Consider the following 18,093-nt stretch of genomic DNA (forward strand, 5'->3'; position numbering starts at 1 on the left):
TTATGAAAAAACTTAGAATTATAGCGGGTTTCCTATTACTTCTGGCAGTTACTGTGGGTTGTAGTGTGGAAGACGGCATGGATAGCGACACGTCCTTTATAGATTCCGCGAATATCGAAAATATTGATGCGGTTTTTGAGATCACTAATGATAATTCCGGAACTGTGACAATTACTCCAACGGGAGAAGGTGCCATCTTTTTCGTGGTAGATTTTGGAGATGGAACCTCGACCTCTGGTGAAATTAAAGCGGGAGAGTCAGTTCAACATGAATATGAAGAAGGAGATTATGATGTTGTAATAACCGGTAAGAACCTTGCGGGAGAAACCGCACAGAGTACTGAGCCACTTACCGTATCCTTCAGAGCTCCTGAGAATCTTGAAGTGGCTATTGACTTAGATGTTGATGGATACACTGTTTCAGTTTCTGCAACTGCAGAGTATGCTGCCTTGTTCCATGTGTATTTCGGCGAGACTGCTGACGAGGAACCAACTCCGCTTATGCTGGGAGAAAGTGTCGCTCATACCTATGGAACCAGTGGGGCCTATGACATTAGAGTTGTTGCCCTGAGTGGTGGTGAAGCGACTATTGAGTACACTGAAACTACAGACATTACAGGTCCAACAGATCCAATGAGCCTTCCGCTAACCTTTGATGATCATACCATTCAATATGTTCCTCAGGGAGAAGGTGCGATTTTCAATGGAGCTAGTTTTGATATAGTTCCAGTTTCTGAAGTAAATGCTACCAAGACTGATGAGGATAGAGTAGGTGCCCTTACTAACAGTGGGAGCCAATGGGAAGGAATTACCTTTACTTTAGACCCACCGGTTGATTTTAGCACTGAAAATAAAACAGTGACCATGAAAATGTATTCAGAGGTGGCTGTTCCCGTTCTCCTCAAATTTGAGGGTGGTATGAATGGAGAACGTCAAAATGAGGTTACGGTCAACCACAGCGGTACCGGCTGGGAAGAGCTAAGTTTTGATTTTAATAATGCAACTAAGAGTTATATTGACGGAAACCAGGGGGTGGGTGAACCCTTTGTTCCAACAGGTCAGTACTCTAAAATGACAATTTTTGTGGATGGTCCCGGTACAACTGCGGGTACATTCTACTTTGATGATATTAATCTTGTAATGGAGGTTTTACCTAATCCAGAGTTTCCGATTAATCTGGAGGAGAGCGATATTGACTATACCTGGAATGGATTTGGGGCTTCTGATTATTCTTCAATCCCTGCAGAGCTTGTGGACAACCCTGATCCTTCAGGAATTAACACTAGTTCTACCGTATTGGAAATCCATAAACTTTCCGGTGCATGGGACTGGGCCGGGGCAAGCATGAACCTGGCAGGACCTGTGGACTTTACGAAAGGAAATATGGTCACTATAAAAGTTTGGTCGCCAAGAGAAGGTACTACTATTCGATTTAAAATGGAAGACTCTAATTCTCCAAAGGACGGTAATGGAAACCCAACGGTTTTTGTGGAAGTAGATGCCACTACGACTGTTGCAGGAGTCTGGGAGGAGTTGAGCTTTGATCTTACGAGTGATGCTTCCTTTAATTCAAGTACTCCTTACGACAGAGTAATTATTTTCCCGGATTTTGGTAAAGCTGGAAATGATGAGTTATTCTATTTCGATGATCTGGTCCTAAGTTTCCCTAAGCCCGAATTCCCAATCACTTTTGAAGCGAGTGGTATGGATTACACCTGGAGTGGATTTGGTAGGTTAGACTATGGAGGGATACCCGCAGAGCTTGTGGACAACCCTGATCCTTCAGGTGTTAATACCAGTGCAACTGTTTTAGAAGTTAATAAGCTCACTGATGCCTGGGAATGGGCCGGGGCAAGTATGAACCTGGCAGGACCGGTAGATTTTTCATCAGGGACCACAGTTACAGTTCAGGTATGGTCGCCAAGAGTTGGGACTCCTATCATGTTTAAGATGGAAGACTCTAATTCTCCTAAGGATGGTAACGGAAACCCCACTGTCTTTGTAGAGGTACAGGCTACATCCACCGTTGCGGGAGCCTGGGAGGAACTTACCTTTGACCTTACCAGTTATAATGATTTTAGCACTGATAAACCGTATGACAGGGTGATTTTATTCCCTGATTTCGGAAGCAGAGGTAAGGGAGAGATATTCTATTTTGACAATCTTCAACTCACAAATTAAAAGTAATAATTATGAAAAATAATATAATTAATGTAGCGCTTTCAGTCTTTATGCTGGTATTTTATACCAGCTGTTCTGATCCCGATTATAGTTTTGGTGATTTACAGGCCCCCTCAAACGTAGTTGTAAATACTGAAATTGTAGGACAGAGTGAGGATAATCCCTACGGTGACGGCTCTGGCGTAGTTCATATCTCTGTGGATGCCGACGGTGCTTTGGCCTATAAAATTGATTTTGGAGGTTCTTCTACAGTCAATCTTGTACCCTTTAACGGGGAGATCACGAGACAGTTTACCAAAACCGGAATCAATGATTATAAGCTTACGGTGGTTGTTTACGGTGCAGGTGGTGCGGCTACTACAGTCGTTAAAGAAATCACGGTAGAAAGCGAGTTCAATCCTGAGCCGGAATTGGTAACCAATCTTATTGGAGACGGTTCCAAAACCTGGATGGTCGATAAATCTGTTTCCGGTCACTTTGGAGTTGGACCATGGGATGATGCTTCAACATGGCCTGAATGGTGGTCTGCAGGAATAAATGAAAAAGTTGGTTCTGCCGATTGCTTATATAGCGCAACGTTTACCTTTAGCCAAACTGGAGGTGAATATACCTTAACTGTTGACGCTCCTCAAGGTGCTTTTACCAAAACCGGAGCTCTTACTTCTCTTCCGGAAATTCCAGATTCAGGGGCGGAAGGTTGTTACTCCGAATACACTGGTGGAAGCTCATCTTTCTCTTTTGTTCCTTCAAGTACGGGAATTCCCGCGTCTACACCATCAACTAAGACGAGTATAGAATTGGCCGGGAACGACACTTACATAGGTTATGGTGCGGTGCAAAAGGAATACGAGATTTTAGAGATCACTTCAAGCTATCTGTACTTAAGAGTACAAGGATATGGTGATGAAAGTGGAAATGCCTGGTATATAAAATTGATCCCTGCACAATAAATTTGTGAATTAGCATAAAGTCCCGGAGCGGTATCAGCTCCGGGTTCTTTAGGGTTATCCCAACCTTTTACCACAAAATAAAAATGAACTATCAAAAGCTTTTTGATCAGTTAAGGCCATTCTATTGCCTTTTGGTCACCCTTACCCTTCTTGGTTGCAGCAGTTCTTCCCCTGATGAGGAGGTGCCTTCCGGCCCCTCAGATCTTTCAATGACTGTTGACATAGTAGGAGCAACTTCCGCAGCACCCAACGGGGATGGCAGCGGAGAGGTAGTGGTCAGTTTTTCTGCAAAGAATGCCACTTCCTATAAGGTCAACTTTGGAAACGGGGATACCAAAGAAACCACTTCCAACAGCGTTTCCTATAAATATGTGGGAAATGGAACCCATACCTATAAAATATTTGTTTCGGCCTACAAGGGGCCTGATTTTGTGTCTGCCAGTGAATCTCTCACCATCTATGTGGCACCGGGATTGGTATGGTCAGATGAATTTGATGAGAATGGTGCACCCGATAGTTCCAAATGGGGATACGATACCGGAGCAGGGGGTTGGGGAAATAATGAACCGCAGTTTTACACTTCCCGTTCAGAAAATGTTAAGGTGGAAAACGGTCTTTTAAAGATCACAGCTAAGAAGGAAACATATGAAGGAGCACCTTATACTTCAGCCAGAATAAAGACACAGGGTAAATTCAGTTTTAAATATGGTAAAGTTGAGGTGAGGGCAAAACTACCTGAAGGCGGTGGGACCTGGCCTGCGATATGGATGCTCGGCTCAAATTTTCAAACAGTGGGATGGCCTGCCTGTGGGGAGATAGATATTATGGAGCATAAGGGGAATGACCCCGGAGTGATCCATAGTGCGCTTCACACACCCTCCAGTTATGGGGCTACCAACAACCACGGCACCAAAACAGTGGCGAATGTTAGCAGTGAATTTCATGTTTATGGCGTAGAATGGACCTCTCAGAAAATAGCATTTTCTGTAGATGGCAATGTATTTTATACCTACATGCCTGCAAATAAGAACGGCAGCACCTGGCCTTTTGATGCTAACCAGTTCATCATTTTAAATGTTGCCATGGGTGGGGTTTTTGGAGGTGATATTGATCCTGATTTTACTTCGGGAACAATGGAGATAGATTACGTGAGGGTTTACCAGTAAAGAGATCTGAAATATTTAAATCCATGGTAATTAAAACCGGAAAGAAAATGAAAACTTTCGTAATAATGATCATGCTTGCCATGGTCAGCAGCAATTGCAGTACCAATAACAATGATGAAGATCCCCCGGCAAAACCGGAAGTTCCAAAAGTGGAAAATGAAGTAGATTTTTACCTAACCAAGACCGATGAATCTCAAAAATTAAAAAAGCAGTCAGAAGTCCTTGTCTTTGGAAATTCATATAATGAATATTCCACTATCAAGGTAAATGCTTCGGAAACTTTCCAGACAGTAGATGGCTTCGGGTTCTCCCTTACCGGCGGAAGCGCAGAGGTGATCAATCAGCTTTCGGCCTCCAAAAAGGAAGAATTGCGTCAGCAGCTCTTCGGAAAAGGGGAAAATAATATATCGATTAATTACCTGAGGATTAGCATAGGGGCGTCAGATCTTGACAGTTCAACCTTCTCGTATAATGATCTGCCTGAAGGTGAGACCGATGAAGACCTTTCAGAATTCAGTCTGGAGCCTGATATGGATGATCTAATCCCATTATTACAGAAGATTCTGGAAATAAATCCTGATATCAAAATAATGGGTACTCCCTGGTCGCCACCTGTGTGGATGAAAGATAATAACAGCACCATTGGAGGCAGTCTCCAACCTCAATACTATGAAGTTTATGCAAACTACCTGGTGAAGTATATTCAGGAAATGAGTGCTCTGGGTATTAAGATAGATGCCATAACTCCGCAGAATGAACCTTTACATCCCGGGAATAACCCGAGTATGCTTATGCTCGCGGCACAACAGGCCGATTTTATAAGGGATCATCTGGGTCCTGCTTTTAAAGCAGCAAATATTGATACAAAGATCATTATCTATGATCACAATGCAGATAAACCTGAATATCCTCTTGCCATTTTAAATGATGCCGGGGCGAGGCAATATATTGCCGGTTCTGCCTTCCATTTATATGCGGGTGACATTAGTGCCCTTTCAACGGTTCACGCAGCGTATCCTGACAAAGACATTTATTTCACCGAACAGTATACAGCTTCCACCGGAGAATTTGGAGGGGATCTTAACTGGCACCTTAGAAATGTCATTATTGGCTCCATGAGAAACTGGAGTAAGAACGCCCTGGAGTGGAACCTGGCAAATAATACTTCTTTTGGACCGCATACAGATGGTGGTTGTACTACCTGTAAAGGAGCCATCACGATAAAAGGAAGTTCTTCTTACGAAGAGAACGTGGGATTTTACATCATTGGCCACGCATCAAAATTTATCCCGGCCGGTTCGGTAAGAATAGGGAGTAATACTACAGGGAATCTTCAAAATGTAGCTTTTAAAACCCCTGAAGGGAAAAAAGTTCTTATTGTACTTAATGACGGGAAGGATTTTGAGATGTTCAATATCGAGTACAATGGGAAATGGATCACCGCCTCTTTGGACGCGGGCTCTGTGGCAACCTTCGTTTGGGAATAAAACAAAAACCGGAAATTATGAAAAAATATATACTACTCATCCTGCTAACATTCACGTTTTTAGGGTATTCTCAGGGGCAAAGCTCTGTACCTGGATTCCTTCGTGCTGAAGGGAAAAAGATCGTGGATGCCAACGGTGAAAATGTGATCCTTAGAGGTATTGGCCTGGGAGGTCATATGCTCCAGGAAGGATATATGCTGAAAGTTCCTTTTTCGGGACAGCAGTACGTCTTCAAAGAGCACATGCAGGAATTGATAGGGGAGGAAAGAACAGAGGAATTCTACGAAGCCTGGCTTTCCAATTTCACTCAGAAAAAGGATATCGACAGTCTTAAGAGCTGGGGTTTTAATTCTGTAAGATTACCCATGCATTATAACCTGTACACCCTCCCGGTAGACCAGGAGCCAGTGCCGGGTGAAAATACCTGGCTTGAAAAAGGCTTTGAAATGACCGACCAGATGGTGGAGTGGTGCAGGGACAATGGGATGTACCTTATCCTGGACATGCATGCAGCTCCTGGCGGCCAAGGTCATGATGTGAATATTTCTGACCGTGACCCTTCTAAACCGTCACTTTGGGAAAGCGAGGCAAATCAGGAGAAATTAGTCCAACTCTGGAAGAAACTGGCCGAAAGATATAAAGACGAGCCGGTAATAGGCGCTTATGATCTTATCAATGAACCTAACTGGAGCTTTGAAGAAGGTAAGAACCTTAACGGGATTGAGGATACAGAAAACACCCTTATCCGCGATCTGCAGGTGAGGATCACCGAGGCCATTCGGGAAGTGGATAACAACCATATCGTCATCATGGAAGGAAACGGTTGGGGAAATAACTACAACGGAATTCTACCTCCATGGGATGACAACATGGTTTTAAGCTTTCACAAGTATTGGAGTTATAATGACCAGGCCTCTATCCAGCAGTTCCTTGATTTCAGGGAAGAATACAACATCCCGATCTGGCTGGGGGAATCTGGTGAGAATTCCAATGCCTGGTTTGCAGATGCCATTGGCTTAATGGAAGAAAATAACATTGGCTGGTGCTGGTGGCCATTGAAGAAGCTGGGCTTCAACAATCCGGTGGAAATAAAAGTTAATCCTGGTTACCGCGATATCCTAGAATACTGGGCCGGGGAAGGTGAAAAACCTTCTGAAGAGGAAGCTTATGAAGCTTTCATGCAATTGGCTGAAAATACCAAAATAGAGAACGGGATCATTCATTATGACGTGATAGACGCCATGATACGGCAACCTCATTCCGAAGAGACCATACCGTTTAAAAATATTACCGTTTCAGAAAAAACCAAAATTCCTGCAGCCCATTATGACATGGGGAACGACGGTCACGCCTATAAAGACAATGTTTCTGGAAATTACTGGGTATCAACAGGGGGAGACAGGGAGAGCTGGAATAACGGACGTGTTTACCGAAATGACGGTGTTGATCTTTTCCTTGAAAATGATGAAGTGCATTTAGGGGATACTGAAGCAGGAGAATGGCTTCAATATACTTTTCAAGCTGAAGATGCAGGCGGCTACAAACTTTCGTTCAGGGTAGCTTCCTCAAAGGATTCCGGAAAAGCCGCTGTAGATATCAATGGTAAAGAAGCGGGAGAAATGGAGATCCCGAACACCGCAGGGGAATGGCAGTGGCAGCAACTTGGCGATATTGAATTCCAAAAAGGGGAAAATAAACTGAAGTTCAGGATCCTTGAAGGAGGTTTTGACCTGCAGACCATCAAATTTGAAAAAACGAAATAAATACAAATTTTTAAACACCGTCCCGAAAAGGGATATACCCTAATACTTTTAAAATGAGAAAAATATTATTTCTTAGCGTGTTGTTTTTAACAGCTGCACTTAGCCAGGCGCAGGAGCAGACGAAGATCGATTCGATCCTTTCCTTAATGACCCTGGAGGAAAAGGTAGGGCAAATGACCCAGGTTACATTAGATGTAATAGGGGAAGGTGAAAACCGCTTTTCCAGCTATGAACCTTTCAACCTTGACAAAAAACTTTTGACCAAAGCCGTTAAGGAATACCATGTAGGTTCTTTCCTGAACACAGCTAACAACAGAGCCTTGACTCCGCAGAAATGGTATTCCATTATTAGTGAGATTCAAAACACGGTAAAAGAAGAAAGCCGACTCAACATTCCGGTGATCTATGGGGTAGACGAGATCCATGGAGCCACTTATACTGCCGGAGCTACAATGTTTCCGCAGCAGATAGGACAGGCGGCAAGCCGAAACCCCGAAATGGTTAAAAGAGGCGCTGAGATCACTGCTTATGAAACACGTGCCAGCGGAATTTCCTGGAACTTTTCGCCGGTGCTTGACCTGGGTCTTGATCCGCGTTTCTCAAGAATGTGGGAATCATTCGGGGAAGACCCTTACCTGGCTTCGGTAATGGGTGTAGCCATGATAGACGGTTATGAAGGAGAAGACAATAATATTGGCCATCCTGAACATGTTGCCTCCACCATGAAACACTTTTTGGGTTACCATGCAGTGACTTCCGGAAAAGACAGGACGCCGTCTTACATTCCGCAGGACGTGCTCAGGGAATACCATCTGCCTCCGTTCAAAGCTGCTGTAGATGCCGGTTCTCATACAATAATGGTGAACTCAGGGATCATTAACGGTGTTCCCGTACATGCCAATTATGATCTTTTAACCACCTTGCTTAAGGAAGAATTAGGTTTTGAAGGTCTGGTGGTTACAGACTGGGCAGATATCGAAAACCTGCACAGAAGGGACCGTGTTGCCGAAAATGATAAAGAAGCCATCAAAATGGCCATCAATGCCGGGGTAGATATGTCAATGGTGCCGTATGAATATGAGCGCTTTTTTGACAATCTTGTTGAGTTGGTAAAAGAAGGAGAAGTAAAGGAATCAAGGATTGATGATGCCGTTCGCCGCATCCTTAAAGTGAAACTGGCCCTCAACCTTTTTGAGACCCCGGTGACCCATTATAAAGATTACCCAAAGTTTGGCAGCAAGGAATTTGAACGAGCTGCTTATGACATGGCTGCAGAATCTATCACCCTTCTTAAGAATGAGGAAAACATCCTGCCGCTGCAAAAGAACGTAAAAGTACTGGTAACAGGCCCCAACGCAAATTCTATGCGTACCCTTAACGGAGCATGGACCTATTCCTGGCAGGGAGAAAAAACCCCTGAATTCAGTGAGCAGTACAATACTGTTCTGGAAGCCGTTCAGAATAAAATAGGGGAGGGGAATGTGAAATATGTCCCCGGTGTAAAATACATTGAAGAAGGCAAATATTACGAAGAGGAAAAAGCAGAGTTTGATGAAGCTATTGCCGCTGCAAGTGAGGTAGACTACATTCTCCTGGTTCTTGGTGAGAATACCTATACCGAAAAACCGGGGGATCTTAATGACCTGTACCTTTCAGATCTTCAAACCGAGCTGGCGCAGAAGCTTGCCGCAACAGGAAAACCTGTGATCCTAATACTGAATGAAGGCCGTCCAAGGATCATCAGCAAATTCGAAAAAGACATGCAGGCCGTGGTGCAAACCTATTTGCCCGGAAATTACGGAGGTGACGCCCTTGCCGATGTTATTTTTGGGGATGTGAACCCTTCGGGGAAACTGCCTTATAACTATCCGCGTTATCCTAATGCTTTGATCCCATACATTCACAAACATTCTGAAGAACAGACAAAGGCCGAAGGTGTATATAATTATGAGGCAGATTACAGTCCGCAGTTCTCTTTTGGCGACGGGTTAAGTTATACTACTTTCGAGTATTCAGATCTGCAGCTTGATAAAACTTCCGGAAAAGAAGGAGATAAGATCGTCGTTAAAGTAAATGTGACCAATACCGGGAAAAGGGCAGGTAAGGAAACAGTTGAAGTTTACACTTCAGACCTGTATGCCTCAGAGATCACCCCCGATGTAAAACGTCTGAGAAGGTTCGAAAAGATATCCCTTGAACCGGGAGAGACTAAAACGGTTGAATTTGAGTTGGATTCTCAGGACCTCGGATATTTTAATCCTAATGGAGAGTTCAGGATCGAGGCCGGGGAATTTGAGTTCCTTGTAAAAGACCTTAAACAAACCTATCTTTTAACCGAATAAACTTTAAACTGAATGAACTACACCAAAAAGCTTGTTTTTATTTCGATCGCTCTTGCTTTTCCATTTTTCGGTCACAGCCAGGAAGTCATTTTTGAAGAGAATTTCGAAGGTGATACCTTGAACATGGACCACTGGAACTACGAAGAAGGTGACGGCTGCCCCGACCTTTGCGGCTGGGGGAACAATGAACGGCAGATCTATGACCGCAACTATGTTGAGGTAAAGGATGGAAACCTTGTAATCACCGCCGTTAAAGAGGGGGACAAATATCTTTCCGGAAAGATCAACACCAAAGACAAGGTTGAGATCCGGTACGGCGAGATCGAGGTTAGGGCAAAACTCGCTGAAGGTAAAGGTCTATGGCCTGCCGTGTGGATGCTGGGCCATGATATTAGTGAAGTGGGATGGCCGGCCTCCGGAGAGATCGACATTATGGAATACGTTGGCCGTGAACCCCAAAGGGTTTTCACTTCCCTGCACACCCCTGCCAGCCACGGTAATACCATCAACACTAAAAAAGTATTTATCGAGGACATAGAAGAAGGCTTTCACACCTACAAGGCGGTGTGGACCGAAGATTATATCGAATTCTTCATCGACGAAAATTCAGTGTACAAATTCGTACCTGAAAAATATGACGATGACCACTACCCTTACCGTAAACCATTTTACTTCCTTATCAATATGGCCGTAGGCGGTAATTTTGGAGGTCATGATGTGGATGACTCTATTTTTCCAAAGAAATTTTATGTTGATTATATTAAAGTAACCAAATTATGAAAACCCCTTTAAAAATATCTTTTTTGACGCTTGCGTTGCTGATTTCCGGAATTTCACATTCACAGGAATTTCAGCCAAAAAGCTCTGACACTCTGTTCTTTGATGATTTCTCCGGAAGTTCCCTTGACCGTGAAAAATGGAATGTCCAGGGCACCGATTTCTGGGTGAATAACGAGCAGCAGATCTATGTAGATTCTTCTGCGACTGTTTTCGCTGTGAAAGGTGATGACGCCAAGGGAGTCGACAATGCACTGATACTTAAAGCCCACTACAGCCCCGACTTTATAAATTACCGGGATTATGATTTTGATTTTATCTCCGGAAGGATCAATACCCGCGATAAGGTCATGTTCACTTACGGCACAGCCGCAGCACGCATGAAACTGCCTGAAGGTTCGGGGTATTGGCCGGCATTCTGGGCCCTGGGTGGCGGTGACTGGCCCGATACCGGGGAGATCGACATTATGGAATATGTGGGAGAGACAGATTGGATCGGGGTTGCCTTACACGGTCCCGGCTATTCGGGAGAAACCCCGCTGGTCAACAAGTATTTCTTTCCGGAAGGCGAAGATGTCACCGACTGGCATGTATATTCTGTAGACTGGACTCCGGAAGGATTCGATTTCAGAGTAGACGGCAGACTGATCTACAGGGTTACAAAACCCATGGTGGAACACTATGGAAAATGGGCTTTTGACAACCCGAAATACCTTATTCTGAACCTGGCTTTAGGCGGGGCGTATCCATTCAAAACCAACGGAATCAAAGAACCTTATAACGGGCTTCCTGCATCAACTGTCGACCTTATTAAAGAAGGAAAAGCAGAAGTGCTGGTAGACTGGGTTCTGATTACAAAGTAATTATTTAAGAATTAGCCAAAGATCCTCTTCAAAAAATACAATTTTTGGGGAGGATCTTTTTTTGGTTTAAACGAAATCCTCTCAACCCATTCAGGGTACCGAACCCTGAAAGGGTTCTAATCTTGCGGTTTCTGTGATACTGGAAATAATGACCCTAAAAGGGTCTTATATTCATAGAAGAATTGAGATGATATATGTGCGACCCCTACGGGGTCGAATATTCCGGGAATGTATTTTTCTATAGATATGTAATCCCTTCGGGATTTAGATCTCTTTTAATAAATAATCTTTTTCATTCCACGTTACTCAACCCTTTCAGGGTTCCAAACCCCTGAAAGGGTTATTCAAAAAAAGTCTTGTCCCTTGATTCTTGGTTCTTGATTCTAAAAGCGCAGCGGTCTTTTGTTTTTTAGTTGAGGTTCCTTCTTTCAATAAAAAACCGTTTCAAAAGCTCCGAGGCTTCCCCTTCCAAAATGCCACTTTTCACCTTCGTCTTTGGATGAAGTTTGGCGCCCATTTTTCGGTAACCACGTTCAGGGTCTTCGGCGGCGAAGACCAGGTTGGAGATCTGGCTCCAGTAGAGCGCTCCGGCGCACATCTGGCAGGGTTCGAGCGTCACATACATCGTGCAGTCTAACAGGTATTTTCCGCCTAGGAAATTGGCCGCAGCAGTAATCGCCTGCATCTCAGCATGGGCGGTCACATCGTTGAGTAACTCGGTGAGGTTATGGCCACGGGCAATGATCTGTTGGTTGGCTACCACCACTACTCCCACAGGTATTTCCCCTTTTTCGTAAGCCAGCTCTGCTTCTTCCAGGGCTTTACGCATAAAATAGCTGTCGTCAAAAACTAATTGCATATTCAAAAATACAATTTCAAAATGTACCTTTGCGATTCATGGCCGAAAGTATTCTAAATTCCATTAATTCCCCCGTTGACCTGAGGCAGCTTCCCGCGGAAAAACTGACACAGTTGGCTGCGGAATTGCGCCGGTTCATCATTGAGATCGTCGCCACCAAAGAAGGCCATTTGGGCGCCAGTTTGGGGGTGGTAGAACTGACTATCGCCCTGCATTATGTTTTCAACACGCCCAAAGATCTGCTGGTGTGGGATGTGGGCCATCAGGCCTACGGACATAAGATCCTCACGGGAAGAAGGGACGTTTTTCACACCAACCGGCAGCTTCATGGCATTAGCGGGTTTCCGAAGAGAAGCGAAAGCGAATACGACACTTTTGGAGTAGGCCATTCTTCCACGGCTATTTCTGCGGCTCTGGGAATGGCGATCGCCTCCAACTTGAAAGGAGAAACCGAAAAGCAGCATATAGCCGTGGTGGGAGATGCTTCTATCGCCAGCGGAATGGCCTTTGAAGGCCTTAATCACGCCGGGGTGACCAAAGCAAACCTTTTGATCGTACTGAATGATAATGCTATAGGGATCGATCCCAGCGTGGGCGCTCTTAAAAATTACCTTACCAAAGCACGGGTTGGGTACAGGCCAAGGCAGGCTAATATTATTGAAGCCTTAAATTTCAAATATTATGGTCCGGTAGACGGGCATGACCTGGAAGGGCTTTTAAAAGCTTTTGAAGCTCTTAAAAAAATCAAAGGACCAAAGTTCCTACACGTGATCACCCGAAAGGGTAAGGGTTTGAAAAAAGCAGAAGAAGACCAGGTAAAATATCACGCTCCGGGAAAATTTATCCCTGATACGGGAGAACTTTTACCTTATGAGACCAAAGATCTATCCCTGAAATTTCAGGACGTTTTTGGCCTTACCCTTGTGGAACTTGCAGAGAAGAATGAAAATATCATTGGGATCACTCCGGCCATGCCCACGGGAAGTTCCCTTAAATATATGATGGATGCCTTTCCGGAAAGGGCTTTTGACGTGGGAATTGCCGAGCAGCATGCCGTAACGCTGGCCGCCGGAATGGCTACCCGGGGTTTTACCGTTTTTTGCGCCATTTATTCCACTTTCCTTCAACGGGCATATGACCAGGTGATCCACGATGTGGCCCTTCAAAATTTACCCGTGATCTTCTGCCTGGACCGTGCAGGTTTGGTGGGGGAAGATGGAGCTACACATCATGGAATTTTTGACATTGCTTACCTTAGGTGTATCCCAAATATGATCATTTTTGCCCCCCTGGATGAAGTAGAACTTCGGAATATGATGTTCACCGTCCAACAGGATGTACCTGCTCACCCTGTGGTTATAAGATATCCAAGGGGGAGAGGCTCCAGGAAAGAGTGGCAACTTCCGTTTGAAACCCTTGAATTCGGAAAAGCGAAGTGCCTCAAAGAAGGATCAGAAATTGCCGTTTTAAGCCTGGGGTCAATAGGGATAAATGTTCATAAAGCTATTAGGGAGCTTTCAAAAGATAGCAGGATTGGCCATTATGATATGAGGTTCGCAAAACCTCTTGATGAAGAGCTTCTTCATGTGATCTTTAAAAAATACAAAAAGATCATCACCATTGAAGATGGGGTGATCGCCGGCGGCTTCGGTTCTGCGGTGGTTGAGTTCGCTCAAAAGAACGGGTTTTTTGTTCCCATTGAAGTCCTTGGGATCCCCGATCAATTTATTGACCACGGAAAAGTGGAAGAATTACAAGAAATCGCAAATTTAAGCGTTGAGAGTATAGTAAGTTGCCTTACTTCTCAGCTGGATTAACACAGAATTTTTCAGAATAAGAACATGTTGAAATACCTCCCTGCCCTCCTCTTACTATTTTTTTCAATCCATTCTTTTGGTAAAGTAAGGGATACGATCATAGCAGATACCATTGTGGTGGATACCACAGCGGTTGACACCGTAGCTGCCGATACCACCACTGTTATCAGGGAAAAGATCAAATACTGGAAAAACACGAATAAGGCCGGGGTGAACATGAATGAAGTGGCTTTTGTCAACTGGAATTCAGGGGGGAACAACTCCATTTCTGCTTTGATGCACGCTTTCTTCGGAAGGAAATACAAAAAACAGTTGCTAAACTGGAATTCTACACTTTCAGTAAAATATGGACTAAATGCCCAGGAAGGTCGGGAAATAAGAAAGACTGAAGACAACCTGGAGCTCAATTCCAATTTTGGATACCGCCGGGATTCGGTTTCCAATTTCTATTACTCTGCAAAATTCAACTTTAATACCCAGTTTACCTACGGGTACAGATACCCGAATACAGATAACCCGATCTCCAAGTTCATGGCTCCGGGGTACGCTTTTATAGGTGTCGGTACCGAATATTCTTCCCCTACAGAAGACCTTACCGTTTACGTGTCACCGGTGACAGAGAAATCAACTTTCGTCCTCGATCAGCAGCTGGCAAATGAAGGTATGTTCGGGGTAACTCCGGCCATTAAGGATGAGGAGGGAAATATCATCCAGGAAGGGGAGAAGGTACGAACCGAGTTTGGTTTCCTCATTAGCAGCGGGTTCAGTAAAGAGATCTTTGATAATATAGGATTGAACAATCAGTTGCGGCTGTACTCAGATTACCTGAACAAATTCGGAAATATTGATGTTGACTGGGAGCTTAACGTGAAACTTAAGGTGAATGAGTATGTGCAGGCCAATGTGGGTTCCCACCTTAAATATGATGATGACGTAAAATTCAAGAAGGACCTCGACGGCGACGGTACCCTTGAAACCACCGGCCCAAGAATTCAGTTCAAGCAGTTACTGGGAGTAGGGGTGGTATATGAGTTTTAGTTAAACTGAAATTCGGAAGAATCAGATCTGGGAGTTACTTCTTTACGATCTTTTGAATATGTGAGATGCTGGAGGATTCTACTTTCAAAAAATAGATTCCTGAAGCTTCTTTTGCCAGATCTATCTCAACGGGAAGGTTAAGGCTTAGTTCAACCTTACTCATCTGCACCAGTCTTCCACGATGGTCAAAGACCAGAACCTCTGCAGGCCCGGGCTCATAAAGGCTTAAAATACCGAATTTCTGATCTGAAATAGTAGGAAAGACGACGACTTCATCATTTTCTGAACCTGTTTCTTCTTCTTCTATAACTGAAGTGGTGAATTGGCCTGAGAAGATCCCACGGCCATAGGAAGCGGCATAAACAACATTGTTCCCTTTTTTCAGGTCAAGATCGGTGACCTTGACGTCACTCATTCCATTGTATGCCTGTATCCACTTTGGCTGGTCATTCCGGAAATTATTGCACACCCATATTCCGAGTTCTGTACCTAAGATCACCTCCTGGGTGTTCAAAGGATTGGGTAAAATGCTGAGTACCGGTAGGTCTGGCAAGTCACCTTCTTTATTTACCCACACCGGTCTTTCATCTTTTCCGTTCGAGGTGTACCAGATGCTCTTAACTCCGTAGTTATAGAAAGTAACAAAGATCTCTGCTTCACTGCTCCCGAACTCGATATCTGATATGCTTCCCAGGAATTGAGATCCTGATATGTTTTTCCAAACGGCAGCTCCCGGTTCCCCGTGAGCCTTCTCTATTTTTAAGAGTCTGCCATTGGTAAGACCCACCAGTACAGTACTACTCTCTTTGGTATAGGGAGAGACACTCAGGGAACTAATTGATGTATTTAAGAGGGAATTGCTCAAGGTTTTGCGATCAGCAATAATACCCTCACCTATTCTTCCCGGTTTTAAACTGGTAAGGTTCTCATACCGGTACAGTTTACCTTCAGGACCATTGGAAAATAACAAATCCAGGTTTGAATCAAGCGCCTGCGGATTTATGAAAAAGCCATCCTGGTCTTCATTATCGGCAATTATTTTCCATTCCCGGTCACTGTAGTCAAAAAGTACGATGAGGTCGTTGTAGACAAGGTTGGCTACCAGGTAATCTGTATCCACCTGGTCGAAAAAAGAATGGGCGCCATCTCCCCCCAGTATTCCCACAGAAGCCCGTTTGCTGTTCTCGTGGAGCTGTGTTCCGTTATCCTGGGTTCCACCAAGAAAATAATCTCCGGTTGCAAATGAGCCCGGAGCTACGGCAACCGAGTAGAACTGGGTAGTAATATAATTCTCCTGCGGGGTTATGAAAACTTTTGAGGCAGCCGCTGAGCTTAGATCCCGGGCAAAAGACACTCCGCCATCATGTCCAAAGACCGCCTGGTTGCTGTTACCCGGCCGAAATTTCATCACGTGATGGTCTGCATGCACTATAGAAACCGGCAGTTTGTCAAGACCTGCATTAAGATTTGTCCACCTGGAAATTTGTTTCCAGGTATTCCCGCTGTCTGTACTTCTAAAGAGGTTTATTCCCCCCACATACACAATGGCATCATTGCTGGGATCAGATTCTATCATGAGGTTATAAAAAGCCTGATCCCGGGCAAAATCTGAAGCGGAAATATCATTATCTGCATCCTTTGGCTCATTCAGGGGCTCGAGGGTTTCAAAAGCGTTTGTGGTAACCCACATTTCGGCTTCTTCAGTAGTATAATCTTCTGCCACTACATAGAATTTTTGTGGATCCTGTGATGAGGCTTCGATCTCGGTCCTGGTCACATCGGGAACTGTGGTCACAAATCTGAAATCGGTATCCTCTCCCTTTTCTCTTTTATAAATTCTTCCGCCGCGGGAACCGCTTTCCCCGGGGGAATAAGTTGTAGCCACCCAGAGATTTCCGGCGGCATCAGTTTCAAAGTCGTTGAAGGAGAGTTCTTCAATGTAATTATTCCAGGTAGCACCTCCGTCTTTACTTCCGTATAAACCCTTGTCGAGATAACCCAGATAGTTCCCCGGATTTTTTGCATTGGCGTACAAATGAGTGGAAACGCCAATGAAGACCTCTGTAGAGGTGCCGTTATCCCAGGCTTCAATATCATTGATATAATACACGCCTCCTACTATCAGGGCATTTTGACCTGATCCTCCTGTGGAGAACTGCTGTACATCAAGTACCTTTTCCCAGTTCAGGCCCCCGTTCACAGATTTGTACACCCCTGTTCCTACCACATCTCCTCCTGTATACTGCTCACCGGTGCCGGCGTACCATATTTTTGGATCACGGGGGTCAACAGTAAGGCAGGAAACGTTGAGATTGGCCGGAAGCCCAGCCACCTGTTTCCAGGGAGAGGTCTCCCGTGTAATATCATCATTGATCCAGAGGCCGCCACTTATGGCACCTGCAAAAACTCTTTTCCCGGAGGGATCTGCCGGGTCAAACAGTAACACCCTTGTGCGGCCTCCCACATTATTGGGACCGCGTGACACCCACCTATTATTTTCAGTCTCCCCGGGAGCTTTATAATTATTTCTTTTTTTCCGAAGAAGATTCAGGCGCTCCTGCAGGGCCTTAAGCTTATAGGGTTCAGGATAACCCAATGCCGGATTCATCGTCAAATAATTCATGAGCTCATAATAGGCATTAGGAGGAATTCCTTTCTGGATCTTCTCCAGCCTGGTAAATCCTGCATCTTTCTTAGGAGCAGCTTTTTTTAGAAATTCTGAATGCTTTTCCTGTATATCTGAAATGTTTTCATCAGGGATACCATCCGAAATCTGGAAATAGCAAAAAAGTGCCATAAAAACCAGCACCGGAAGTATAAAAGATAATTTTCTATTCATTAAAGGGATATA

12 protein-coding genes are annotated in these 18,093 nt (G+C 44.4%); 10 read left to right on the forward strand and 2 right to left on the reverse strand.

Annotated elements, in window-relative coordinates:
- The first annotated feature begins 2 nt into the window (after window positions 1-2).
- From ACFSTG_RS06320 to ACFSTG_RS06355, 8 genes are all read left to right on the forward strand, one after another.
- Entirely contained in the window at window positions 3-2,180 is a 2,178-nt protein-coding gene (locus ACFSTG_RS06320; RefSeq protein WP_380749791.1) for a hypothetical protein, read from the forward strand.
- An 11-nt stretch (window positions 2,181-2,191) separates the two neighbouring features.
- Window positions 2,192-3,130: a hypothetical protein gene (locus ACFSTG_RS06325; protein WP_380749794.1), complete on the forward strand. Its 939-nt coding sequence runs from the start codon at window positions 2,192-2,194 to the stop codon at window positions 3,128-3,130.
- 83 nt (window positions 3,131-3,213) lie between these two features.
- Complete coding sequence (locus tag ACFSTG_RS06330; protein ID WP_380749796.1) at window positions 3,214-4,296, forward strand: glycoside hydrolase family 16 protein; 1,083 nt, start codon at window positions 3,214-3,216, stop codon at window positions 4,294-4,296.
- Window positions 4,297-4,343: 47 nt separating this feature from the next.
- Window positions 4,344-5,783, forward strand: coding sequence for a glycoside hydrolase family 30 protein (locus ACFSTG_RS06335; protein WP_380749799.1), 1,440 nt, complete (start codon window positions 4,344-4,346; stop codon window positions 5,781-5,783).
- A 17-nt stretch (window positions 5,784-5,800) separates the two neighbouring features.
- Window positions 5,801-7,546, forward strand: a complete 1,746-nt coding sequence (locus ACFSTG_RS06340) for a cellulase family glycosylhydrolase (protein WP_380749801.1) — start codon at window positions 5,801-5,803, stop codon at window positions 7,544-7,546.
- A 53-nt stretch (window positions 7,547-7,599) separates the two neighbouring features.
- Window positions 7,600-9,888: a glycoside hydrolase family 3 N-terminal domain-containing protein gene (locus ACFSTG_RS06345; RefSeq protein ID WP_380749803.1), complete on the forward strand. Its 2,289-nt coding sequence runs from the start codon at window positions 7,600-7,602 to the stop codon at window positions 9,886-9,888.
- Window positions 9,889-9,900: 12 nt separating this feature from the next.
- Window positions 9,901-10,668, forward strand: a complete 768-nt coding sequence (locus ACFSTG_RS06350; protein ID WP_380749806.1) for a glycoside hydrolase family 16 protein — start codon at window positions 9,901-9,903, stop codon at window positions 10,666-10,668.
- Entirely contained in the window at window positions 10,665-11,528 is an 864-nt protein-coding gene (locus tag ACFSTG_RS06355) for a glycoside hydrolase family 16 protein (RefSeq protein WP_380749808.1), read from the forward strand. The genes ACFSTG_RS06350 and ACFSTG_RS06355 overlap by 4 nt, the downstream gene beginning before the upstream one ends.
- Before the next feature lie 409 nt (window positions 11,529-11,937).
- On the opposite strand, the gene ACFSTG_RS06360 is transcribed toward ACFSTG_RS06355, so the two are convergent.
- A complete protein-coding gene (locus ACFSTG_RS06360; protein ID WP_380749811.1) occupies window positions 11,938-12,387 on the reverse strand; it encodes a nucleoside deaminase in 450 nt (149 codons plus the stop codon).
- 38 nt (window positions 12,388-12,425) lie between these two features.
- On the opposite strand from ACFSTG_RS06360, the gene ACFSTG_RS06365 reads away from it, so the two are divergent.
- Both ACFSTG_RS06365 and ACFSTG_RS06370 read left to right on the forward strand, forming a co-directional pair.
- Entirely contained in the window at window positions 12,426-14,204 is a 1,779-nt protein-coding gene (locus ACFSTG_RS06365) for a 1-deoxy-D-xylulose-5-phosphate synthase (RefSeq protein ID WP_380749813.1), read from the forward strand.
- Window positions 14,205-14,228: 24 nt separating this feature from the next.
- Window positions 14,229-15,242, forward strand: a complete 1,014-nt coding sequence (locus ACFSTG_RS06370; RefSeq protein WP_380749816.1) for a DUF3078 domain-containing protein — start codon at window positions 14,229-14,231, stop codon at window positions 15,240-15,242.
- Window positions 15,243-15,276: 34 nt separating this feature from the next.
- On the opposite strand, the gene ACFSTG_RS06375 is transcribed toward ACFSTG_RS06370, so the two are convergent.
- Complete coding sequence (locus ACFSTG_RS06375) at window positions 15,277-18,081, reverse strand: T9SS type A sorting domain-containing protein (protein ID WP_380749819.1); 2,805 nt, start codon at window positions 18,079-18,081, stop codon at window positions 15,277-15,279.
- Window positions 18,082-18,093 lie beyond the last annotated feature (12 nt).

The organism is Salinimicrobium flavum (assembly GCF_042684505.1).
Taxonomy (GTDB): domain Bacteria; phylum Bacteroidota; class Bacteroidia; order Flavobacteriales; family Flavobacteriaceae; genus Salinimicrobium; species Salinimicrobium flavum.

What these genes read in the sequence shown, in the direction of transcription:
- ACFSTG_RS06375 (WP_380749819.1), bottom strand. Translation starts at nt 18,081, where the DNA reads ATGAATAGAAAATTATCTTTTATACTTCCGGTGCTGGTTTTTATGGCA.
- ACFSTG_RS06320 (WP_380749791.1), top strand. Translation starts at nt 3, where the DNA reads ATGAAAAAACTTAGAATTATAGCGGGTTTCCTATTACTTCTGGCAGTT.
- ACFSTG_RS06345 (WP_380749803.1), top strand. Translation starts at nt 7,600, where the DNA reads ATGAGAAAAATATTATTTCTTAGCGTGTTGTTTTTAACAGCTGCACTT.
- ACFSTG_RS06360 (WP_380749811.1), bottom strand. Translation starts at nt 12,387, where the DNA reads ATGCAATTAGTTTTTGACGACAGCTATTTTATGCGTAAAGCCCTGGAA.
- ACFSTG_RS06350 (WP_380749806.1), top strand. Translation starts at nt 9,901, where the DNA reads ATGAACTACACCAAAAAGCTTGTTTTTATTTCGATCGCTCTTGCTTTT.
- ACFSTG_RS06355 (WP_380749808.1), top strand. Translation starts at nt 10,665, where the DNA reads ATGAAAACCCCTTTAAAAATATCTTTTTTGACGCTTGCGTTGCTGATT.
- ACFSTG_RS06325 (WP_380749794.1), top strand. Translation starts at nt 2,192, where the DNA reads ATGAAAAATAATATAATTAATGTAGCGCTTTCAGTCTTTATGCTGGTA.
- ACFSTG_RS06370 (WP_380749816.1), top strand. Translation starts at nt 14,229, where the DNA reads ATGTTGAAATACCTCCCTGCCCTCCTCTTACTATTTTTTTCAATCCAT.
- ACFSTG_RS06340 (WP_380749801.1), top strand. Translation starts at nt 5,801, where the DNA reads ATGAAAAAATATATACTACTCATCCTGCTAACATTCACGTTTTTAGGG.
- ACFSTG_RS06365 (WP_380749813.1), top strand. Translation starts at nt 12,426, where the DNA reads ATGGCCGAAAGTATTCTAAATTCCATTAATTCCCCCGTTGACCTGAGG.
- ACFSTG_RS06335 (WP_380749799.1), top strand. Translation starts at nt 4,344, where the DNA reads ATGAAAACTTTCGTAATAATGATCATGCTTGCCATGGTCAGCAGCAAT.
- ACFSTG_RS06330 (WP_380749796.1), top strand. Translation starts at nt 3,214, where the DNA reads ATGAACTATCAAAAGCTTTTTGATCAGTTAAGGCCATTCTATTGCCTT.